Annotated in this window: 21 protein-coding genes; 10 read left to right on the forward strand and 11 right to left on the reverse strand. The window is 64.2% G+C overall.

The features are described 5' to 3' along the window. Positions 1-5 precede the first annotated feature (5 nt). Positions 6-944 (reverse strand): GntR family transcriptional regulator, encoded by a 939-nt coding sequence (locus tag NKI66_RS02080; protein WP_023811191.1) that lies wholly within the window; start codon positions 942-944, stop codon positions 6-8. A 239-nt stretch (positions 945-1,183) separates the two neighbouring features. On the opposite strand from NKI66_RS02080, the gene NKI66_RS02085 reads away from it, so the two are divergent. The 9 genes from NKI66_RS02085 (at position 1,184) to NKI66_RS02125 (ending at position 9,392) form a co-directional block, all read left to right on the forward strand. Continuing rightward, positions 1,184-2,248, forward strand: coding sequence for a polyamine ABC transporter substrate-binding protein (locus tag NKI66_RS02085; protein WP_023811192.1), 1,065 nt, complete (start codon positions 1,184-1,186; stop codon positions 2,246-2,248). A gap of 318 nt (positions 2,249-2,566) precedes the next feature. Beyond that, positions 2,567-3,409, forward strand: a complete 843-nt coding sequence (locus tag NKI66_RS02090) for an ABC transporter permease (RefSeq protein WP_352442154.1) — start codon at positions 2,567-2,569, stop codon at positions 3,407-3,409. Then, positions 3,402-4,196, forward strand: a complete 795-nt coding sequence (locus NKI66_RS02095) for an ABC transporter permease (RefSeq protein WP_023811194.1) — start codon at positions 3,402-3,404, stop codon at positions 4,194-4,196. Before NKI66_RS02090 ends, NKI66_RS02095 begins: the two co-directional genes overlap by 8 nt. Beyond that, a complete protein-coding gene (locus tag NKI66_RS02100; RefSeq protein WP_352442117.1) occupies positions 4,193-5,266 on the forward strand; it encodes an ABC transporter ATP-binding protein in 1,074 nt (357 codons plus the stop codon). The genes NKI66_RS02095 and NKI66_RS02100 overlap by 4 nt, the downstream gene beginning before the upstream one ends. A gap of 12 nt (positions 5,267-5,278) precedes the next feature. After that, positions 5,279-6,553 carry a glycosyltransferase gene (locus NKI66_RS02105; protein WP_352442116.1) on the forward strand — a complete coding sequence of 425 codons (1,275 nt, stop codon included), beginning with the start codon at positions 5,279-5,281 and terminating at the stop codon, positions 6,551-6,553. 232 nt (positions 6,554-6,785) lie between these two features. Continuing rightward, positions 6,786-7,136 (forward strand): cupin domain-containing protein, encoded by a 351-nt coding sequence (locus NKI66_RS02110; protein WP_352442115.1) that lies wholly within the window; start codon positions 6,786-6,788, stop codon positions 7,134-7,136. Between the two features lie 17 nt (positions 7,137-7,153). Then, positions 7,154-7,495, forward strand: a complete 342-nt coding sequence (locus tag NKI66_RS02115) for a cupin domain-containing protein (RefSeq protein ID WP_352442114.1) — start codon at positions 7,154-7,156, stop codon at positions 7,493-7,495. 23 nt (positions 7,496-7,518) lie between these two features. Then, the gene (locus NKI66_RS02120) at positions 7,519-7,863 is read left to right on the forward strand and encodes a cupin domain-containing protein (protein WP_136618026.1); all 345 of its coding nucleotides are present in this window, start codon (positions 7,519-7,521) and stop codon (positions 7,861-7,863) included. Between the two features lie 20 nt (positions 7,864-7,883). Next, positions 7,884-9,392, forward strand: coding sequence for an aldehyde dehydrogenase family protein (locus NKI66_RS02125; protein ID WP_352750662.1), 1,509 nt, complete (start codon positions 7,884-7,886; stop codon positions 9,390-9,392). 120 nt (positions 9,393-9,512) lie between these two features. Here NKI66_RS02125 and NKI66_RS02130 read toward each other — a convergent pair whose 3' ends face one another. The 6 genes from NKI66_RS02130 to NKI66_RS02155 all read right to left on the reverse strand — a co-directional run bounded on the left by NKI66_RS02130 (position 9,513) and on the right by NKI66_RS02155 (position 15,388). Continuing rightward, positions 9,513-10,283: a hypothetical protein gene (locus NKI66_RS02130; protein ID WP_023811201.1), complete on the reverse strand. Its 771-nt coding sequence runs from the start codon at positions 10,281-10,283 to the stop codon at positions 9,513-9,515. 303 nt (positions 10,284-10,586) lie between these two features. Next, positions 10,587-11,348 carry an SDR family NAD(P)-dependent oxidoreductase gene (locus NKI66_RS02135; protein WP_352555545.1) on the reverse strand — a complete coding sequence of 254 codons (762 nt, stop codon included), beginning with the start codon at positions 11,346-11,348 and terminating at the stop codon, positions 10,587-10,589. A 10-nt stretch (positions 11,349-11,358) separates the two neighbouring features. Beyond that, positions 11,359-12,171 (reverse strand): ABC transporter permease, encoded by an 813-nt coding sequence (locus tag NKI66_RS02140; RefSeq protein WP_352750664.1) that lies wholly within the window; start codon positions 12,169-12,171, stop codon positions 11,359-11,361. Next, a complete protein-coding gene (locus NKI66_RS02145) occupies positions 12,171-13,034 on the reverse strand; it encodes an ABC transporter permease (protein ID WP_352750666.1) in 864 nt (287 codons plus the stop codon). Before NKI66_RS02145 ends, NKI66_RS02140 begins: the two co-directional genes overlap by 1 nt. A gap of 73 nt (positions 13,035-13,107) precedes the next feature. Beyond that, positions 13,108-14,271 carry an ABC transporter substrate-binding protein gene (locus tag NKI66_RS02150; RefSeq protein WP_128304130.1) on the reverse strand — a complete coding sequence of 388 codons (1,164 nt, stop codon included), beginning with the start codon at positions 14,269-14,271 and terminating at the stop codon, positions 13,108-13,110. Further along, complete coding sequence (locus NKI66_RS02155; protein WP_127296589.1) at positions 14,252-15,388, reverse strand: ABC transporter ATP-binding protein; 1,137 nt, start codon at positions 15,386-15,388, stop codon at positions 14,252-14,254. Before NKI66_RS02155 ends, NKI66_RS02150 begins: the two co-directional genes overlap by 20 nt. 114 nt (positions 15,389-15,502) lie before the next feature. Here NKI66_RS02155 and NKI66_RS02160 point away from each other — a divergent pair, with 114 nt between their 5' ends. Next, positions 15,503-16,318, forward strand: a complete 816-nt coding sequence (locus NKI66_RS02160; protein WP_352750667.1) for a helix-turn-helix transcriptional regulator — start codon at positions 15,503-15,505, stop codon at positions 16,316-16,318. Here the strand turns inward: NKI66_RS02160 and NKI66_RS02165 are convergent. The 4 genes from NKI66_RS02165 to NKI66_RS02180 form a co-directional block, all read right to left on the reverse strand. Next, positions 16,315-18,381 (reverse strand): 3-hydroxyacyl-CoA dehydrogenase NAD-binding domain-containing protein, encoded by a 2,067-nt coding sequence (locus tag NKI66_RS02165; RefSeq protein WP_352750669.1) that lies wholly within the window; start codon positions 18,379-18,381, stop codon positions 16,315-16,317. The two genes, NKI66_RS02160 and NKI66_RS02165, sit on opposite strands and share 4 nt — an antisense overlap. A 357-nt stretch (positions 18,382-18,738) precedes the next feature. After that, complete coding sequence (locus tag NKI66_RS02170; protein ID WP_023811208.1) at positions 18,739-19,686, reverse strand: ABC transporter permease; 948 nt, start codon at positions 19,684-19,686, stop codon at positions 18,739-18,741. 3 nt (positions 19,687-19,689) lie between these two features. Further along, positions 19,690-20,670 carry an ABC transporter permease gene (locus NKI66_RS02175; protein ID WP_352750671.1) on the reverse strand — a complete coding sequence of 327 codons (981 nt, stop codon included), beginning with the start codon at positions 20,668-20,670 and terminating at the stop codon, positions 19,690-19,692. 1 nt (position 20,671) lies between these two features. Further along, positions 20,672-22,141, reverse strand: coding sequence for a sugar ABC transporter ATP-binding protein (locus tag NKI66_RS02180; protein ID WP_352750672.1), 1,470 nt, complete (start codon positions 22,139-22,141; stop codon positions 20,672-20,674). Between the last annotated feature and the right edge of the window lie 47 nt (positions 22,142-22,188).

Consider the following 22,188-nt stretch of genomic DNA (forward strand, 5'->3'; position numbering starts at 1 on the left):
CCTCGTCAATCCGGCCGGCTGATCATGCCGAACAGGGCAGGCGCCCCGCGACTGGCCGCTTGCGGTCGCTGGTTGCGGGAGAGCCGCAGGTGGATGCGCAGTAGATCGGCAGCCACCTCATACTGCAGGCTTTCAAGATGGTCGAGTATAACAAGGTGTTCGCGCAGCGATTGCCGCAACCGGAAGACGTTGACGCCGGCATAGATGCCCGGCAGCCGGCGCAGCCTGAGGTGATCGGCGAGTGCGTCGGCCACGAAGCGGTTGGCGCAGCCTTCGGCGAGCATGCCATGAAAATCGATGTCCAGCCGCTGGAACTCGCGTGTGTCGAAGGCGGCGTCCGGCAGCGCCACCAGCGCTTCCATGCCCTGGCGCAACGTCGCCGCCCGCGCGCCATCCAGCCGGAAACCCGGCGTCAGGATGGCCGCGGGCTCCAGCAGCAGACGGAATTCATAACTGTCGCCTTGCGCCTCCGGATCGTCTGGCGTGCGTCGAAACAGCCAGGACTGGCCGGGCGCACGGTCCAACAAGTTCTCTTCGGTCAGTTTGTTGAGCGCTTTTAGTACCGTCTTTCGGTCGGAACTGTAGCGCCGCATCAACCCCGCAACGGTCACTGTCTGGTCCAGCCGCCGCGCCGACCGGTCGCGCAGGATCGCCTCGGCCAGCTCGTCCTCCTCGGCAGCGGGCAATTCCGTGGCGACCGAAGCCTGCGCGGTGAGGTCGATGGCCAGATGATACCCGGAATCCGCCTCCCAGCGTACGACGCCTCGCTCCGCAAGCAGGCCGAGCGCTGCCCGCACCGGTGTGCGGGAAACATTGCACAGCGAGGCGATCTGCTGCTCCGGCAAGCGTGCGCCGGGCCCAAAGCCGCGCTGCCGCGCCACATCCAGGATGCGCTGCGCCAGATCGAGATGGTTGGTGCGAGGTCGTCTGGCTACGGCTTGCATGACTGGTCCAGTGGAAAACGACATGACCGCATTGATTTGACCGATCGCCCGCACGGACGCAATCGGCCAGTTTCCTCGGTCGCTTGACAAATTATGGATTGACGTACTTTTTTCTGCAATAGTACTGTCAGGACAATCGGCGAGAAAAAGACCGAGGGAACAGGATCGAGGCAGCGGCAAGGTCGCAGGCGTTGGTCCGGCGAATGAAATTTGACGATCAACCGGAATGGGAGTCTGTCATGACCGCTACCAGCCTGCGGCGCCGTGCGCTGAAAACATCTTCGCTCGCACTTGGCCTGGCCTTGGCGCTGTCCGCGCCGGCGATGGCTGCTGATCTCGTCATTTCCAACTGGGATGGCTACATGGCGCCCGACGCGATGGCCGCCTTCAAGACCGCGACCGGCGTTTCGGGTGAGGTGGTGGTGCACGCCACCAATGAAGAGATCATGGGCAAGCTGATCGCCGCCGGCGGCAAGGGCTATGACGTGGTCTTTGTCTCCTCGCCCTTCGCCGAGGTGCTGAACAAGCTCGGCCTGACCGAACCGATCGACCACACCAAGATACCGAACCTCGCCAACCTCTATCCGGAAGCAACCAAGCTGCCTCACGATGCCGGCAATGCATTCTCGGTGCCCTACACCTGGGGCACCACCGGCCTCTGCTATCGCTCGGACCTGATGAAGGTCGCACCAACCAGTTGGAGCGACCTGCTCGCGCCCTCCGACGAATTGAAGGGCAAGACCACCATGCTGGCGACCGACCGTTGGCTGCTGGCCGCCGGCCAGCTCGACAAGGGCTATTCGGTCAACGAAACCGACCCGGCCAAGATGGCTGAGGTCAAGGATCTGCTGATCTCGGCCAAGAAGACCCTGCTCGCCTATGACGACACCACCTTCTATTCCAAGCTGGTGTCCGGCGAGGCGCTGATGGTGCAGGCCTGGGACGGCTGGTGCAATTACGGCATCGCCGAAAAACCCGAGATCAAATACGTCATTCCCAAGGAAGGTTCGGACCTCTGGGTCGACACGATGGTGGTGATGAAGGCCTCCGCCAACAAGGACGCCGCCTTCCAGTTCATCAACTTCATGCTCGACGCCAAGAACCACGCCTGGGCAGCGCAGAACATCGACTACAAGGTGCCGAACAAGCCGGCCATGGAAAGCCTGCCTGCCGATTTCCTGGCCAAATTCCCCAACATGGCGATGCCGGTGGCCGACCTCGTCAAGTTCGAGCAATTGCGTGACGTCGGCGACGCCCAGCGCGACTATTCGAAGATCGTCAGCGAGATCAAGGCGGCGCAGTAGGGACTGTTCCAGCAGCATCTTGGAATCAAGCTTGCGTTCCGTGTCGCCCCCCTCTGGCCTGCCGGCCATCTCCCCCTCAAGGGGGGAGATTGGCTGTGGCATTGCTTTCGCCAATCTTCGATTTTTCAAAGTAAGCGAAAGGTTGGAACTGCCGATCTCCTCCCTTGAAGGGGGTGAGAAGTGGTCCGCGCAACGGACGGAAAGCCAATTGCTTGGCTTTCCGAACGACGAACGCCCGAAGCGAAAGCGAAAGGCCGGGTCCGGCAGGGCAGAGGGGGGCACTTCGTGAAGCACCTACCCTCTCGCTCCTCCTTGCTGATGGCCCCGGCGCTGGTCTGGCTGACCGCACTGATGGTGGTGCCGTGCGCGCTGGTGCTGGCGCTCGCCTTCTTCCGGCGCGGTATCTATGGCGGCATCGAATACACCTTTACGCTGGAGAATTTCGGGTTGGTCTTCGACCCGCTCTATGCCGGCATCTTCCTCAACTCGGCGCGCATCGCCGGCACCGCGACGCTGATCGCGGTGGTGATCGGCTACGCCGCCGCCTATGCGATATCAGCGGCACCCCGCCGGCTGCAGCCGGTGTTCCTGTTCTTCGCCGTGCTGCCCTTCTGGTCCAACTACCTGATCCGCACCTATGCCTGGATCGTGCTGCTCAACCGCGAAGGATTGATCACCCAGTTGCTGCGCTGGTTCGGCTACACCGGCGAGCCACCGTCGATGCTCTACACCGAAGGCGCCGTTATCGCCGGCCTGATCTACAACTATTTGCCCTTTGTCATCCTCGCCTGCTACGCGCCACTGTCTCGCCTCAACCCGGAACTCGCCGAGGCCTCGCGCGACCTCGGCGCCTCCGCCATGACCACATTCCGCCGTGTCATCCTGCCGCTGACCGTGCCCGGCATTGCTGCCGGCGCGGTGTTCGTCTTCGTGCTGTCGATCGGCAATTTCGTCACGCCCGCGCTGCTCGGCGGCGGCCGCTTCCAGATGATCGGCAACCTCGTCTACGACCAGTTCCTGACCGCCAACGACTGGCCGTTCGGCGCCGCGCTCGCGATGGCGCTGATCGCCATCATGCTTCTGGTGCTGATGGCGCAGGCGCTCGCCGCCAATCGCGCCTCGGGCCACGCCGCGCAAGCCGGCGGAGACACCGATGGCTGAGCGCTCTCCCGCCACGCGGCGCACGCTCTGGCTCGTGCTCAGCCTCGTCTTCGCTTTCCTCTACATCCCGATCGCCGTGCTGGTGGCGCTGTCCTTCAACGAAGGCGGGCTGCCGACGGCATGGTCGGGCTTTTCGCTGAAATGGTATGCCTCGCTGGCCGGCAATTCGGCGATCCTCTCCGCTGCGCTCAACACGCTGATCGTGGCGCTGGTCTCGACCGCGATCGCCACTCTGCTCGGCACGCTGCTGGCGATCGGCATCGAGATGCGCCGGCAATATGGCAGGGGACTCGAAGCGCTGATCTTCGCACCGATGATCATTCCCGACATCGTCCTGGCGATCGCGCTGCTTTCGTTCTTCTCCATGCTCAACCTGACCATGGGCCTGCACACCATCATCCTCGCCCATGTCGTCTTCAACCTTGCCTTTGTCTGCTCGGTGGTGCGCGCCAGGCTGAAGAGTTTTGATTGGTCGATCGTCGAGGCTTCCGCCGATCTCGGCGCCTCCGCGCTCACCACCTTCAGGCGGGTGACATTGCCGGTCATCGCGCCGGCGGTGATCGCAGGCGCGCTGCTCGCCTTCACGCTCTCGGTCGACGAGTTCATCATCGCTTTCTTCACCGCCGGCGCCGGCCGCTCCTCGACGACGCTGCCGATGCAGATCTACGCGATGATCCGCTTCGGCATCACGCCGGAGATCAACGCACTGGCGACCATCGTCATGGCGGTCTCGATCACCGCGCTGACCCTGTCGCAGCGGCTCAACCGTGGGATCATAGGCCAATGAGCGAACCGCGCACGCTGCTGGCCATCGACAAGGTGTCGAAGAATTTCGGCCGGGTGACGGCTGTCGACGGCATCTCGCTCGACATCCGCGAGAATGAGTTCTTCGCACTGCTCGGCCCGTCGGGCTGCGGCAAGACCACGCTGCTGCGCATGCTGGCCGGCTTCGAGACGCCTAGTGGCGGGCGCATCCTGCTCGACGGTCACGACATTGCGAAAACCCCGCCCAACAAGCGGCCGGTCAATCTGATGTTCCAGTCTTACGCGCTGTTTCCGCATATGAGCGTCCGCGCCAATGTCTCCTACGGCCTGGAGATGGAGCGCTTGCCGGCGCCAGAAATCCACTCCCGCGTCGACGCCATCCTGGCGACAACCGAGCTGGTCCCCTTCGCCGACCGCAAGCCGGAGCAGCTGTCGGGCGGCCAGAAGCAGCGCGTCGCGCTCGCCCGCGCGCTGGTCAAACGGCCCCGTCTGCTGCTGCTCGACGAGCCGCTTGGCGCGCTCGACAAGAAACTGCGCGGCGCCATGCAGCTGGAATTGAAGCGCCTGCAGCACGAGGTCGGCATCACCTTCGTCATCGTCACCCACGACCAGGAAGAATCGCTCGTCATGGCCGACCGCATGGCGGTGCTCAAGGACGGCAAGCTGCTGCAATGCGACACGCCGCACGCGATCTATGAGCATCCGGCCGACCGTTTCGTCGCCGACTTCATCGGCGTGATGAATTTTGTGCCGGGCAAGGCCGCCACCGATGGGGTTGTCGCCGCGAATGGCACGCGGATATCCGGCAAGGTTCCTGCCGCGCTCTCCATCGGCGCATCCGCTGTCGCGTCGGTGCGGCCCGAACGCATCCGGCTGTTCCCGTCGGGTGAAACCGCCAACCGCACCACCGGCACGGTCGAGGCGCTGGCCTATCAGGGGCTCGACCTGCAGTTGCATGTCCGCACGGGCCTGTCGCCAAAGCCGTTCCTGGTGCGCGTCACCGCTGATGCCGCAGACCGCCGGCCGGTCGCATCGGGCGATCAGGTCGAACTCGGCTGGGACGCCGCCGATGTCAGAGTTTTCGCAGAATAAAGGAGAGGCCTGATGGCGCAGAAGACGATCGCGTTTTTTCCAGAAGCAGCTTATGGCCCGGCGCTCAATTCCGTCGGCATCGCCCAGGCGGTCGAGGCACGCGGCCACAAAGCGGTGTTCCTGTCAGATCCCGGCTTCGTCGACGTCTACAAGGGCTACGGCTTCGAGGCCCATCCGGTGAACCTGTCCGAGCCGATGCCGCCAGAGCAGATGGCCAAATTCTGGGAGGATTTCATCAACGGCCACATCCCCAACTTCCGCAAATCGCCCTACGACCAGGTCGACAATTACGTCAAGGATTGCTGGACGGCGATCGTCGACAGCGCCAAATGGGCGCAGAAGGATCTGCCGCACGTTCTCTCAGCCATCAAGCCGGATGTGATCTGCGTCGACAACGTCATCCTGTTCCCGGCTATCAAGCAGTACGGCAAGCCGTGGGTGCGGGTCATTTCCTGCTCGGAAAACGAAATCGAGGACGAGGACATCCCGCCGCATCTCTCCGGCTGCGGCGAAAACGACCATGCCGGGCATCAGCGCTACCGCGACCATTTCAACGCGGTGATCGAGCCGATCCATGAGGACTTCAACGCCTTCCTGACTGCCAACAACGAGGCGTCCTATCCGATCGGCCAGTTCTTTGAGGCCTCGCCCCATCTGAACCTGCTGCTCTATCCCGAAGCGGCAAAGTTCAAGCGCCGCCATCCACTCGACCCGGCCAAGTTTCAGTACCTGGAAGGCTGCGTGCGGCAGGAGAAGCCTTACACGGTGCCGACCTTCGCTGAAAATAACGACGGGCCGCTGCTCTATGTCTCCTTCGGCAGTCTCGGCGCCGGCGATGTCGAGCTGCTGAAGCGCATCATCGCGACGCTGGGCATGACGCGCTACCGGGCGCTGGTCAATGTCGGCGGCTACAAAGACCAGTACACGGACGTGCCCGGCAATGTCATCGTCGAGAGCTGGTTCCCGCAGCCTTCGGTCATCCCGCAGGTCGACGCTGTTATTCACCACGGCGGCAACAACTCGTTCACAGAGTGCCTCTATTTCGGCAAGTCGGCGATCATCATGCCCTATGTCTGGGACGGTCACGATAACGCCACCCGCGTCGAGGAGACCGGCCACGGCTTCGGCATGCCGCGCTACGACTGGACCGATGCCGAGCTGGTTGCCATGATCGAGGCCTGTCTGACCGACCCGAAGATGAAGGCAAAGCTGGCCAAGACATCGGCACAGATGCAGGGGCAGAATGGGCCGGAAAAGGCGGCGGGTTTGTTGGAGGCGCTGCTGTGATTGAAGTCGTTGATACGCCGAGCCTGAGCACCCCCCTCTGGCCTGCCGGCCATCTCCCCCGCAAGGGGGGAGATTGGCAGCTTCGCCACAGGGTCTCACTCTGCAATCCCGGTGATTGGCGAAAGTCGAGACGACATCCGATCTCCACCCCTGCGGGGGAGATGGCCGGCAGGCCAGAGGGGGGTGCCCTGGCGCAGCATATGAATAGCAACCATCGCGCAGAAGCCTCCGCATGACCTCCTCCGCACCACACCTCCACCACGCCTCCACCCGAACCGATCTCGTCGACTGGGGCGCCCAACCCGACGCATTGTCAGGCACTTCGCACTCGACCGGCAGGCTCGTGCACAAGGGCCCGAACAACCAGCCGGAATCCGGCATTTGGGTGTGCACGCCGGGGCGCTGGCGCCTCAATATCCCGCGCGACGAATTGTGCCATTTCGTCACCGGCCGCGCGACCTACCGGTCAGATGTCGGTGAGCTGATAGAAATCTCCGCCGGGACTGTGGTCATGTTCCCGGCTGGCTGGACAGGCGAATGCACCGTGCATGAGACCATGCGCAACGTCTACATGCTGGCCTGACCACGGAGCTTAACGACATGCCGACACCGCACTGGCCGAAGGCCTCGAGCGTGGAACTGGAGGACTGGGGCGCGGGCAGCAACACGCTCTCCGGTTCGCCGCGCGCCTCGGGCAGGATCCTGTCCCAGAACCCGGACGGATCGAGCGAATGCGGCCTGTGGTCGTGTACGCCGGGCACGCGCAAGGTCACGTTTGGCGCCGACGAGTTCTGCCATTTCCTCTCAGGCCGTGGCAGCTATATCCATGACGACGGCGAAGAGATCCCGGTCGAGGCCGGCACGCTTGTGTTCTTTCCCGCCGGCTGGACCGGCATCTCCATCATCACGCAAACGCTGACCAAGGCCTTCATGTGCCGGTGAGCCCCCTTTTCAAGGAAATCGATATGACCACACCCATCATGAAATCCCCGCTCACTATTACCGACCTCGTCGACTGGGGTGTCATCCCGACCATGATCGAGGGCCAGTCCCACACATCGGGCAAGCTGCTGCACAAGGGGCCGGAGGGCCGCTCCGAATGCGGGCTTTGGGTCTGCACACCAGGCAAATGGCATTGCCATGTCACCCGCGACGAGTTCTGCCACTTCCTCGAAGGGCGCTGCACCTATGTGCATGAATCCGGCGAAGTCATCGAGATCGAACCGGACACGGCGGCCTTCTTTCCGCAGGACTGGAAGGGCGTCTGCACCGTCCATGAGACGATCAAGAAGGTCTACATGATCCGCTGAGCGGATCCGAGAGGATGTCCATGGATTTCTCCCCTGACCGGCCGACCTTCTTCGTCAATCCGGATTACCAGCCGATGGCCGGCGCGAGCAAACCGGTGATCGATCCGGCGACGCTGGAAACCGTCGGGGCGATCGCTGCGGCCACCGACGGCGAGATCGATGCCGCGCTCACGGCGGCGACCAGGGCGCAGGCCGCCTGGAAAAAGTTCGACGCCAAGAGCCGCGCCAAGCACCTGCATGCCGTCGCCAACGCCATCGAGGCGGCGGACTTCACCCGCTGCGCCGAGCTGATGGTGCGCGAGATGGGCAAGCCCTACCCCGAAGCGATCGGCGAGATCGCCAACTGCGCGCCGATCTTCCGCTACTACGCCGAGATGGCGCGCGACGATGCCGGCAAGATCGCCGGCACGACACAGGCCGGTTCGTTCCAGTATGCGCGCTACGAGCCCTATGGCGTCTCCGTCCACATCATGCCCTACAATTTTCCGATCCTGCTGATGTGCTGGACGGTCGCCGCATCACTCGCCGCCGGCAATGCCTGCATCATCAAGCCGGCCGAGGCGACGACGCTGTCGACGCTGGACTACATGACCGTGTTCCGCTCGCTGCCGGAGGGGCTGGTCTCCTGCCTGCCTGGTGGAGCGACCACGGCGCAAGCGCTGATCGCCTCCGAACGCACCCACGCGGTTGCCTTCACCGGCTCGGTCGCCGCCGGGAAGGCGGTGGCGGTGGCCTGCGCCGAACGCATGAAGCCTTGCGTCATCGAGGCCGGCGGCAGCGATCCGCTTATCATCAGCCAACACGCGCCGCTCGATGTAGCGGCGGCCGGCAGTGTCACCGCGGCCTTCCACCTTACCGGCCAGGTCTGCACCTCGGCCGAGCGCTTCTTCGTGGTCGATGCCGTTCATGATCGTTTCGTCGCGCTGTTCGCCGAAAAGACGCGTGCCCTGCGTGTCGGCAATGGCATGGACCAGACCGAGATCGGCCCGATGGTCAGCGAAGCCGCGCGGGCCAAGGTCATGCGTCTTGTCGACGATGCCATTGCCCACGGCGCCGAGGCGATCACCGGCGGACGCATCCCGCCTGCGCACAATGTCGGCTGGTTCTACGAGCCGACGATCCTGACCGGCGTCACCCCGGACATGGCGATCGTGCGCGAGGAATGCTTTGGACCGGTCGCCGCCATCTGCCGGGTCAGGGATTTCGACGAGGCGATCCGGCTTGCCAATGACAGCCCGTTCGGGCTCGGCGCCTCCGTGTTCACCACCGATCTGGCCGAGGCGCATGAGGCAGCCGAAAGGCTCGAGGCCGGAATGGTCTGGGTCAACAACCCGCTGATCGACAATGACGCTCTGCCCTTCGGCGGCTGGAAGGCCTCGGGCCTTGGCCGCGAGCTTGGCCGCCAGGGGCTGGATGCCTTCCGCCGCTCCAAAATGGTGATCATCGACCACAAACCGGCAATCCAGGAATGGTGGTATCCCTATCCCGACAGCTGGTTCCGCGCGACCGGCGGCCGCAAGCACGTCTGAGTGTTTCGAACCTCGCCAGCTCCGGATGCCAGTCCATGGCCGGGAAAAAGAAAGATGCCGCCGGGCGAAGTCCGGCGGCATCTTTCTTCGATTGGCTACTGCCGTTTCAACGGCAAGTCGTTACGGCGTCGTTTCTGCTTCCATCGCGGCAGCCGTCTGGTCGATCTTGCCGGCAAGGACCCCTTGGGCCCAGGCCGTGACGTCGTCGTCGACCGGCTTGTTGGCCATGTCCGTCAGCGCCGCGTCGAGCGATGCATCATCGGTGCCGACCTCTGCCGCGGCAGCCGCCTCATTGGCGGCGGTGACCTCTGCCTCCTGGGCAGTGATTTCGGCCTGCAGATCCGTTATCTTCCCAGGCAAGGCCGCCTGATCCTCGGGCGTCATGGCGGCAATCTGCTCGGGCGTCAGCGACGTCAGCGCGGTCAACTGAGAATTCAGCGCATCCAGCTTCTCCTGGGCCGCCTCAGCGGCGGCCTCGGCGACCTTGGCTTTCGCGGACTGCGTCACGAAAGCCTGGATGGCGGCGAACTTCTTGCTCTTCGAGTTCATATAGGCGTTGATGTTGCGCTGAAGCGAGTTCAGCCGGCCGAGCTTGGCGTGGATGTTCTTCTCCTTGGGAACCGACGAGACCTTTGTGGTCTTGTCGACCGTGGTGTCATCCGTTTTGGCCTTTGCCACCTGCCCCCGAGCCGAGGAAGACTTGCCGTGCGAAGCGCCGCTCTTGCCATTGCTATTGCCGCCGTTACCGCCGGCATTTCCCCCGCCGTTGCCGTTGCCGCCGGCATTGCCACCGCCATTGCCGCCGCCGTGGCCGTTGCCGCCGGCTATCGCCGGAGATGCCAGAAGCGCCAATGCGGCAAGCGCCGCGAACAGAGTTTTTCGGTTTGTCATGGTAATCTCCTCGGGGAATCGCCGCCCTTCGCCCAACCGCTAGGCGACCGTCGTATGAGGAATTACTAATTGTACAGAGTAAACTTTAGACAAATGTTGTCTCAATACGCGATCTGACAACCCGCCGGCACCATAACCATTTGATATTAAACACAAATCAACGCTCTTGATCGGCCATGGCACTGAAGTCCCATGCCGGCCGGACCATAGTCCTATCAGCCGACCAGCGGCACCAGGAAGGTCGTAGAGCAGTGTATTGGAAAGGCGCTGAAATAAAGGAGGTTGGTGACGAAAGCACAAGTCTCAGCCGATACTTTCACCGCCGTCGATCACCAGCGCCTGGCCGGTCATGAAGGATGAGCGGTCGGAGACGAGGAACAGGATCGCTTCGGCGATCTCATCGGCGCTGGCCCAGCGCCCCATCGGAATCTTGGTGCGGACATAGGTTTCGATCGCCTCGCGTCCGCCCATCTGGGCGATGAACGGTTCGTTGAACGGCGTGTCGACCCAGCCCGGACAGAGCGCGTTGACGCGGACATTGTGCCGGGCATAGTCGAGCGACATCTGCCGCGTCATTGCCACCACCGCATGTTTGGAGGTGGCGTAGGCAATCATCTCGCGGTCGTAGAACACACCCGAATTGGAGGCGGTGTTCAGGATGACGCCGTTGCCTCGTGCGATCATCGACGGCATGACCATCCTGGCCGCCAGGAACTGCGCCCGCACATTGACCCGCCATGACGCGTCCATGCCGCCGACCTCGACCTCTGTCAGCGTTCCGCCGACTTGGATGCCGGCGTGATTGTGCAGGATGTCGATGCGACCATGCCTGTCCAGCGTGCCGGCAATGAGTTGCTCGACCGCTGCGTCATCGGCGACATCGGTGGCGATTGCCTCGGCTTGGCCACCCACTGCCCTTATGTCCAAAGCCGTTGCTTCGCCGGCGGCCTCATCCCTGTCGGCGATGACGACCACCGCGCCTTCCCTGCCCATGATCATGGCGCCGGCGCGCCCGATGCCGGAGCCGGCGCCTGTCACCACGGCGATGCGGTCTTTGAGGATCATGATGCGACTTTCAGTTCGACGGCTTGCGCCGGCGCAATTGCCATTGGGCAAGCACCACGAGCAGCACGGAGGCGACGAGCACGATCGTCGCGATGGCATTGATCTCCGGCGTCACGCCGCGCCGGATCGACGCGAAGACATAGATCGGCAGCGTCGTCTGCGCGCCGGCGACGAAGAAGGCGATGATGAAATCGTCGAAGGAAAAGGTGAAGGCGAGCAGGAAGCCGGCAACGATGGCCGGCATGATCTGCGGCAGCACGATCGAGCGGAACGTCGTCAACGGCGTGGCGTAGAGATCGCTCGACGCCTCGACCAGATTGCGGTCGAGGCTGCCTAGCCGCGTGCCGACGATCATCGTCACCAGCGCCATGGAGAACAGGCCGTGCGCTGCGATGATCGAGCCGTAGCCGAGCGCCAGGCGCGGCGGCTGGTCGTCGGGCCAGATCGAGGCGATGAACGGATTGACGACCGTGAACAGCTGGACGAGCGCGACCAGTGTCGAAATGCCGATGACGACGCCCGGAACGACGATCGCGGCGCCCAGAAGCGCATCGAAGACCGCGCGTGTTCTGATGCCGACACGCGCCAGGCCGAGTGCCGCCGCAGTGCCGCAGAACGCCGCCAGCAAGGCGCTGGTGGTGGCGATGAACAGGCTGTTCTTCAGCGCTTCGACCAGGAACGGGTTCGCCAGCGCCTTGCCGTACCATTGCACCGAAAAGCCGGTGAACTCGCTGGCATGGTGGCCGGCGTTGAAGGAGAACAGCACGACCAGGGCGATCGGCAGATAGAGGAAGGCGAAGACGGCAATGACGAAGGTGCGCATCAGATCAGATCCACCCGGCGGGCGCCCGAAACCCGGGTCGAAATGCGATTGGCGGCAATCAGCACCACCACCGAAACCAGCACCAGCGTGATCGCGATGGCCGAACCGAACGGCCAGTTGCGCGATTGCAGGAACAGGTCGACCAGCGCATTGCCGATAAAGAACACCTTGCCGCCGCCAAGCAGCGTCGGGATCAGATATTCGCCCAGCAGCAGGATCATGACCAGCGAGAAGCCGGTCATCACGCCCGGCAACGACAGTTTCAGGGTCACGCCGAGGAAGGTCGAGAGCGGCGTCGCGCCGAGATCGGCGGAGGCTTCCAGCAGCCTGCGGTCGAGCCGCTCGAGGCTGACATAGATCGGCAGGATCATCAGCGGCAAGTAGCCATAGACGATGCCGAGCAGCACCGCGCCCGGCGTGTTGATCAGCCTGATATCCTCGAAACCGATATAGGACAGCAGAGCCGGGATGCCGCGCCCGCCCAGGATATACATCCAGGCATAGGTCCGCATCAGGAGGCTGGTCCAGAACGGGATGACGACCAGCGCCAGCAGGATCAGCCGCCAGCGCTGCGGTGCGCGCAAGGCGAGATAATAGGCAACGGGATAAGCGACGAGCAGACAGGCGAGCGCCCCTATCGGCGCCAGCACCATCGTGTTCCAGAAGGCGGTCGCCCGCGCTGGAAGATTGGCATATTGCGCGAAGGTAAAAGCCGCCTGATAGCCGCCTTCCGGCGCCCGCTCCCCGACGCTGAACACGGCGATGGCGATGAACGGCAGCACCAGAAACACCACCAGCCACGCAGTCGCCGGACCGAGCAGCATGGCGGTCAGAAAATTCCTGCGAAGACGGCTGCCGTGCATGGAGAGATTTGCCCCGTGCCGGCGGGTATGAACCCGCCGGTCAAATTATCCGAAAAGAATTTGAGGCCGTCGCTCAGGCCGACTTGAAGCGCGCCATCAGCTCGGCGCGGCCGGGATCCGTCAGCGTTGCCGCCGCGCCGAATTCCAGCGGCGTCAACAGGTCGGCCGCCGGATAGAGGATCGGATTGTCGAGCACTTCCTTCGGCAGCAGCTTGTTGACCCGCGCATCGGTCGAGGGCGCACCATTGGCCAGGTGCTCCTTCACCGCCACCTGCGGATTCATCAGATAGTTGAGCAGGGCGTAGCCGGCCGGCTTGTTCGGCGCATCCTTCGGAATGGCGTAGAAATCGGTCCAGATCTCGCCGCCTTCCTTGCCCAGCACATAGGCGATCTCCGGAATGTCGCGATGCAGCTGCGCGCCATCGTTCGTCCAGCACATCGTCATCCAGGCGTCGCCGGCGCGCATGCCCGGCTGGTAGTCGGAGGAGACCGCGAACAGATGCGGCTTGACCTTCAGCAGCAGTTCCTCCGCCTTGGCCAGTTCGTCCTGCTTGAGCGAGTTGAACGAGTAGCCGTAATATTTCAGCGCATTGCCGATCGTGGTCAGCTGGTAGTCGTGCACCATGGTGCGGCTGTCGCCTTCGGCCATGGCGGTGTCCCAGAACTCCTTCCAGCTCGTCATCGGCTTGGTCAGCTTCTTGGTGTTGACGGCAAAGCCGGTGGTGCCCCAGTTCTTCGGCACCGCGTAGGTCACCCCTTCGATCGTGCCTTCCCCGGTGAAGCGCGGATCCTCCTGCGAGCCATCGAAATTCGGCAGCTTCGCCATCTCCAGCGGCTCGATGATGCCGAGTTTCTTGTAAGTCGAGATCGTGTAGTTGGTCGGTACGAACAGGCTCCAGCCCGAGGCGCCGGCCTGCAATTTGGCCAGCATCTCCTCGTTGGAGCCGAACACGTTGACCTCGACGGCGACGCCGGTGTCCTTCTTGAAATTCTCGAACGTCGCCGGGTCATGGTAGTTCGGCCAGGTGGCGATCGACATGCGGTCGCCAAGGCTTTCGGCGGCAAAGGCCGGTGTCGGCATGATGCCGATCTCGCGCGCCATCACCGCCGTGGCAATGCCAAGGCCGGTGAGGCCAAGAAAGTCGCGTCGGCCGATCGAGCCGCGCTTCAAACGCATCAGCTGATCGACAAAATTCTTGGGGCTTATCGGCAGTCCGTCACGATATGATTTCGACATGTTTATCTACCCTCTGGTTGGCCCCGTTGTTCTTGGTCTCCGCAAACGCCAGCGGCGTTCCGGAGGCAAAGCCGATGGCGACGGGTTCACCCGGCTTGAAGAGATTGCCGTGGCCGATCAGGTGATCGGCCTTGGCCAGCAGCGTTCCGATGCCCTGGACCTCGATCGCGTATTCCGCCGTCGAGCCCAGGAAGATCCGGTTGCGGACGACGCCCTTGAATGGGCCGCCTGTCTGAGCGCCGAGACTGAGCGATTCAGGACGCAGGCTGACCGAAACGGCCTCGCCTTGCTGCAGGGCGGTTCGTTTGCGCGCTGCAATGACGGTGCCATTCGCGAGCGCCACCTCCACCAGATCGCCCGAATGTCCGGCGACGGTACCGCTCAAGAGATTGGTCTTGCCGACGAAATCGGCGACGAACAAATCGGCCGGTTCGTCATAGATCTCGCTTGGCTGTCCGAGCTGGACGATGCGGCCGCCATTCATGACGCAGACGAAATCGCTCATCGACAGCGCTTCCTCCTGGTCGTGCGTGACCAGCACGAAGGTGATGCCGATCTCGCGCTGCAGGTTCTGCAGCTCGATCTGCATGTCGGTGCGAAGCTTCTTGTCGAGCGCCGCCAGCGGCTCGTCGAGCAAGAGCACCGCCGGTTTGTTGACCAGGGCGCGGGCAAGCGCCACACGCTGCTGCTGGCCGCCCGACAGTTCATGGATCTTGCGGCGGCCATAGCCGGCGAGCCGCACCATTTCCAGCGCTTCCCCCGCTCTTGAGGCGATCTCGCGCGACGACAGCCTTGGCCGCGCCTGACGCAGCCCGTAGGCGACGTTGTCCTCGACATCGAGATGCGGAAACAGCGCGTATTGCTGGAACACCATGTTGACCGGCCGCCGGTAGGGCGGCGTGCCGGCCATGTCCTGGCCGCGAATGAACACCTGGCCTTCGCTCGGCTGTTCGAAACCGCCGATCATGCGCAGGCAGGTCGTCTTGCCGCAGCCGGATGGTCCAAGCAAGGCGACAAAGGCGGAGGGCGGGACAGCGAGATCGATGCCGCTGACCGCGGTCACCGCGCCATAGCGCTTGGTGACGCCGCGAAACTCGATGTCGGGCACTGCGGTCAAGGCTGATGGCTCCAGCAACAGGGCAATATCGGGACGCTACCAGAGCCAATGGCGGCTAGTATATACCTCTCAGGTGGTATATCTGATCTATTTTCTCGTTTAAGGGGGTATGGATTGTCCCGCAGCGACGAATTCAGCCAGCTCGCCACGCTCGTCGCGGGGACGCGGGAGACCAGCGGCGACCTGTTCGGCAATGCGCTGGTCGATTGGCTGCGGCTCCATGTCAGCTTCGACCACTGCGTGGTGTTCGGCTATCGCGGCGCGGCGCGCCCGCCGCTGCTGTTCGAAACCTTCTCGCCGGCCGAAAGCCACGTCTTCGTCGCGCTCTATCAGGAGGGGCCGTATCTGCTCGACCCGTTCCACCACGCTGCGGTCGAGCGCAAGGAAGGGTTCTGGCGCATGCGCGAACTGGCGCCGGACCGCTTCTATGCCAGCGAGTATTTCCGCTCCTACTACAGCCAGACCAGGCTGGCCGAGGAGGTCGGCTTCTTCGTGCCGCTGCCGGGCAAGGATGCGCTGGTGTTGTCGCTGATGCGGCTGCGCGCTTCAGGCCCGTTCGGCACCGCCGATGCCAGGTTGCTGCGCGACATGGCGCCGGCGGTGATCAGCTTCGCCAGGCTGCGCTGGCCCGCCCTTCCGGCCGACGAACCGGCAGAGGCGCAGCAGGACGAGACGACCGCTCCAGTCAACGAGTTCGACCGCGCCCATATCTGGCAAAGCCTGTCGCTGACGCCGCGCGAAAAACATGTCGTTGACCTGGTGCTGCAGGGGCATTCGACGGAATCGATCGCCAGGGCCATGCGCATCGTGCCGGGCACCGTGAAGGTCCATCGACGCAACATCTATCGCAAGCTCAAGATCAAGTCGCAGGCTGGCCTGTTCGCACGTTTCGTCGAGATCATCGACGCGCGGATCCGGCAGGACCCCTAACCGCCGGCTTCCCACGATCCGGTCTCGGCCATCCGCTTCAGCAACGGCGCGGGCTTGAACACGTCCTTGCCCGTCCGCTGATGCCAGTACTCGAGCCGCTCGATGAGCCTGGCCGGGCCTTCAAGGCCAGCCCAGAACAGCGGTCCGCCCTTGCCCACGGGAAAGCCGTAGCCATTGACCCAGACGACATCGATGTCGGACGCGCGGGCCGCTATGCCTTCCTCCAGGATCTTGGCGCCCTCATTGATCAGGGGGTAAAGCGTGCGCTCGATGATTTCTTCCGCACTGATCGCGCGCGGCGCGATGCCCCTCTCGGCGGCCTTGTCGCGGATCAGCACCTCGACCTCCGGATCCGGGGCCGGGGTACGCGAACCGTTCTCGTAGAGATAGAACCCCCAGCCGGTCTTCTGGCCGAAACGCCCTTGTTCGCACAGCGTATCGGCGATCACGGCCGACAGGCCGCGTGCCTTGCGGTTGCGCCAGCCAATGTCGAGACCGGCGAGATCGCCCATCTGGAAAGGCCCCATCGGCCAGCCGAAATCGGTAAAGGCCTGGTCGATCTGGCTGGGCGTCGCACCCTCCAGAAGAAGCGCTTCCGATTCCGAGCCACGCGCGGCCAGCATGCGGTTGCCGACGAAGCCGTGGCAGACGCCGACGACGACCGCCACCTTGCCGATCCGCCGCGCCAAGTCGACGACGGTCGCCAGCGCATCGGGCGCGGTCTTGTCGGCGCGCACGATCTCCAAGAGCTTCATGACATTGGCCGGCGAGAAGAAATGCAGGCCGAGCACATCCTGCGGCCGCGAGGTCGAGGCGGCGATTTCGTTGATGTCGAGATAGGAGGTATTGGTGGCGAGGATCGCGCCTGGCTTGGCCACGGCTTCCAGCTTGCCGAAAACCTCCTTCTTGACCGCCATGTCTTCGAACACCGCCTCGACGATCAGGTCGCAATCGGCGAGATCGGCATAGTCGGTGGAGCCCTTGAACTGGGCGAGCCGCTCGCGCTTGGCGACTTCGCTTAGCGAACCGCGCGTGACGGACACCGAGTAGTTCCTGTCGATCGTCGCCAGGCCGCGCTGCAGGGCCTCGTGGCTGGTTTCCAGCAAGGTTACGGGATAGCCGCCATTGGCGAAAGCCATGGCGATGCCGCCGCCCATCGTGCCGGCGCCGATGACGCCGACGCGGGCGATCCGGCGCTTGACGGTGTCCTTGCCCGCAAGCTTTGCCGCCTCACGTTCGGCGAAGAACAAATGCCGCTGCGCTCGCGACTGGTCGCTGGCGACCAGTTTGACGAACAGCGCACGCTCCGCCGCCAGCGCCGCGTCGAAGGGCAGTGTGACGGCATTGCGCACCGACAGCGCACAGGCGATCGGCGCCTCGAGCCCGCGCGCTTTCCTGGCAAGATCCGCAGCCTCGGCGTCGAAAGCCGCGAGGTCGGTCTCCTTAAGCCCCTCATTGCGATCGCGCACCGACGTGAAGGGACCACCCTTGCGGGCTATTTCCCTGGCAAAGTTCACGGCATGGGTGGCCAGATCGCCTTCAAAGACGGCGTCGACGAGACCGGCGGCATGCGCCTCGGTCGCACCGACCGGTGAACCGGAAACGACCATCTTCAAGGCCTTCAGCGCGCCGACCAGGCGCGGCAACCGCACCGTGCCGCCACCGCCCGGCAGCAGGCCGAGCTTGACCTCCGGCAGGCCGAGCTTGGCGCCGGCATCGGCGACGCGGAAATGGCAGCCGAGCGCCAGCTCCAGCCCGCCGCCGAGCGCGGTGCCGTGGATGGCGGCGACCGTCGGCTTGGCGATGGTCTCCAGCGTCGCCACGATGGCGCGCAGCTCGGGCTGCTGCATCGGCTTGCCGAATTCGGTGATGTCGGCGCCGGCGACAAAGGTCCGGCCGGCGCATGCAATGACGATGGCGGCAACCGAAGCATCATCCCGCAGCTCAACCAGTGCCTGCATCAGCGGTTCGCGGACATGAAAGCTCAGCGCGTTGACCGGCGGGTTGTCGATAGTGACGACGGCGACGTTGCCGTCGCGGCTGACCTTCACAAAATCGGACACGCAAACCTCCGGACAATGGTGAACGGCCTGCAGCCGCGCGATTGGATTTACAGCGCTATGACGTGGATGGAAACCAGAGGGAGGCTTGGCACAATGATTAGCGGCTCGAGGTGCCCGGCCGCCATCATCGCCGAACCGGCCGCCATCATCGCCGAAGTAGAGATCCTTCACACCCCCCTCTGCCCTGCCGGGCATCTCCCCCGCAAGGGGGGAGATTGGACGTCACGACGGCCTTCGCCAATTTTCAACGCTGGAGGGCGGGCGAAACGGCGAAGCTGCCGATCTCCCTCCTTGCGGGGGAGATGGCCGGCAGGCCAGAGGGGGGTGCTGTCCCGCCAGCGTCGGCGTCTGCTCCCGCTACCGCGGCGCCTTCTGCCCGCCCGCCGCCGTGATCACCCCGACAATGATCAGCCCCGTGAGCAGCAATCGCACCCCGGCACTCACCCCAAACGTGTTGAGCATGGTCAAAAGCAGCACCAGGAACAGCGCCGCGCCCCACACGCCAGGCACATTGGCCTTGCCGCCGGCGACCGACGTGCCGCCGATGACCACGACGGCGATCGAGGCCAGCAGATATTCATTGCCGATATCGACATTGGCGCCCCGGAAATAACCGGCGAGCAGCGCACCGTCGATGCCGCCGAGCGCGCCCGACAGCGTGTAGGTGAGGAAGCGGATGCGGCCGACATTGACGCCGGCGAGCCACGCCGCCCGAATGTTCTGGCCGATCGCCAGCACCGAGCGGCCATAGATCATACGCTGCAGGGCGACGGCCGCACCGATGGTGAACAGCACGGTGAGGATCGCCAGCACCGGAATGCCCAGCACCTGCCGGTTGGCGAAATCGGCGAAGCCCGGCGGCGGCTTGATCTGCAAGCCGCGTCCGTAGCTGATGTCGATCGACTGGATGATGAAGCTGGCCGACAAAGTGGCGATGATCGGCGGGATGCGCAGCGCCCAGATCAGCAGATAGTTGGCGGCGCCGATCGCCGCCCCGCAGGCAAGCGCCGCCAGCAGCCCGACCGCGATCATGGAATCGTTGCCGTCCATCACTTTCATCGCGACGGCGCTGGCAAGGCCGATATTGGCCGGCAGCGACAGGTCGACATTGCCCGGACCCAGCGTGATGACGAACATCTGGCCGACGCCGACAATGACGGTGAACACCGCAAGCGACAGGGCCGCAGTGACCATGCCGCCGGCGCCATAACCGCCGGTGAAGGCGATCGTCGCCAGCCACACCAGAAGCGCGCCAATGAACGACCAGATCCAGGGTTTGGTGAGCAGCGATTTCACCGATGTCATCGCTCACCTCTCCTTGCGGCTGATCAGCACCCGCGCCGCCAGCACGATGATCAGGATGGCGCCGTTGGCGGCCACCTGCCAGTCGGGCGGGATGTGCATGAAGGTGAGCAATGGCGATGCGGCCAGCGCCAGCGTCAGCGCGCCGATCACAGCACCTATCGGCGATACGCGGCCGCCGACGAATTCGCCGCCGCCGAGGATGACGCCGGCGATCGCCAGCAGCGTGTAGCCATTGCCGATATTGGCATCGGCCGAGGTGGTGATGCCGATCAGCGCCATGCCGGACAGCACGCCGAACAGACCCGCGAGCGCAAACAGCACGATCTTGGTCTTGAGCAGCGACCAGCCGGCGCGCCCGAGTGCCGCCGGATTGCCGCCGGACCCGCGCAGGATCACGCCGTAGGAGGTGCGCATCAGGCCAAAATGAACGATGAGGCCGATCAGCAGCGCGGCGATGATCGGGAACGGCACGAAAGGCGGCTTGAACGCCATCAGCCCGAGCAGCCAGTCCGGCGCCTTGCCGCCGGGTTTGGGCAAAACGAGAATGGCGAGGCCCTGCCAGACGAAGCTCATGCCGAGCGTCACCACGATGGAAGGCAAATTGCGCAGATGGATCAGCGCGCCGAGCAGCGCATAGACACCGATCGATCCGAGCAGGATGACGGCACCGATGAGCGGCGCGTCCTTCAGCCAGGTCGCCGTGACGCAGCCGACGAAGCCGACAAAGGTCCCTATCGACAGGTCGAGCTCGTTTCCGGCGATGACGAACATCTGCGCGATCGTCGCCAGCGCGATCGGGATTGCCAGGTTCAGCATCAGGCTGAAGCCGAAATAGCTGATGGCGCGCGGGTTGAGCCAGGCGATGGCGAGCAGCACCAGCGCCAGCGACAGCGCCGGCAGCAGCCCGCGCAGCAGGCGGGCACGGGCCAGCGCGCCACGTTCGGCGGATGTCCCGGCGGCGGTGTCGAGGCTGGCGGTCGTCATCTCAGGCCGCGTCGCCGAAGGAGGACTGGATGATCTTCTCTTCGGTCAACTCGTCGCGGCGCAGATTGGCGACGATGCGGCCGTTCTTGAAGACATAGATGTGATCGCAATTGTCGAGCTCTTCGGTTTCCGTGGTGTACCAGAGGAAGGTGCGGCCTCGGGCAGCCTCTTCGCGCACGAGATCATAGACCTCCAGCTTGGTGCCGATATCGACGCCGCGCATCGGGTCGTCCATCAGTACGATCTGCGCGTCCGAGCCGAGCGCACGCGCAAACAGCGCCTTCTGCTGGTTGCCGCCCGACAGTGAAAAGATGTTGTTGTTCATATCAGGCGTGCGGATGCCGATCTTCTTCTGCCAAAATGCAGCAAGCTCGGCCTCGCGCTGCGGCGAGATCAACAGCCCGCTGCGCAGCCGCGCCAGCGAGCGGATGCCGATGTTCTCAGCAATCGACCATTGCGGAAAAATGCCGTCCGACTGACGGTCTCCGGCGACCAGCGCCACAGGTGCCGTCACCTCGATACCGGTCCGGGCGCGCGACGCCGCGCTGAAGATCGCCAGCAGCAGATCGGTCTGGCCATGTCCCGCCAGCCCGGCAAGGCCGATGATCTCCCCGGCACAGGCGACAAGGTCGGTGCCGTCCTTCTGCGCAGCGGGCCGCGCCCGGACCCGCAGTGGACTGGCGGCGGGCTTGGCAGCCGCGATTTGCGCCGCGATCTTCTGGCGCGCTTCCGCGCCGCCCATCGCCGTCACCAGCCGGTCGCGGTCGAAGGCGCTGGCGGCGTCGGCGACAACCACCTTGCCGTCGCGCATCACCACGATGCGGTCGGCGTTGCGCAGCACCTCGCCCAGCACATGCGAGATCAGGATGCAGCTTTTACCGCCGGCAACGAAGCGGCGCACGAAGGCCAGCAATTGGCCCGCCGTATGCGCGTCGAGCGACGAGGTCGGCTCGTCGAGGATGACGAGGTCGAGCCGGTCCTGAGTGGCGGTGAAGGCGCGCGCCACCTCGACCATCTGGCGCCGGCCGATCGACAGGTCGCCGACGATGTCCGCCGCCGAAATGCTGTGGCCCGGAAAGATCTCGTCGAGCTTGGCGGCGATCAACTCGGCCGCCTTGCGCCGCCAGCCAAATCCGCGCAGCGAAGCGTGGTTGATGCGCGTGTTCTCGGCGACGCTGAGATTGGGGCACAGCGACAGTTCCTGGAACACGCAGCGTATGCCGAGCTGCTGCGCGCGCGACACCGAGTAGTTGTCCTCGGTGTCGCCATGCACGCCGATCTGCCCGCTGTCGGGCACCAGCGTGCCCGCCACCATGTGCATCAGCGTCGATTTGCCGGCGCCATTATGGCCGACGAGACCGACGCACTCGCCGGGGCTGACGTGAAAATCGACGCCGCCCAGTGCGCGAACGGCGCCGAAATGCTTTTCGGCGCCGTTCAGTCTGATGATGTCAGCGTTCCCTTCAGGCATGCTCAACGATATCCGCTCGGCGATACGGACGGCAACGCTGCCGTGAC

This window comes from Mesorhizobium sp. M0518 (assembly GCF_040321125.1).
Lineage (GTDB): Bacteria > Pseudomonadota > Alphaproteobacteria > Rhizobiales > Rhizobiaceae > Mesorhizobium.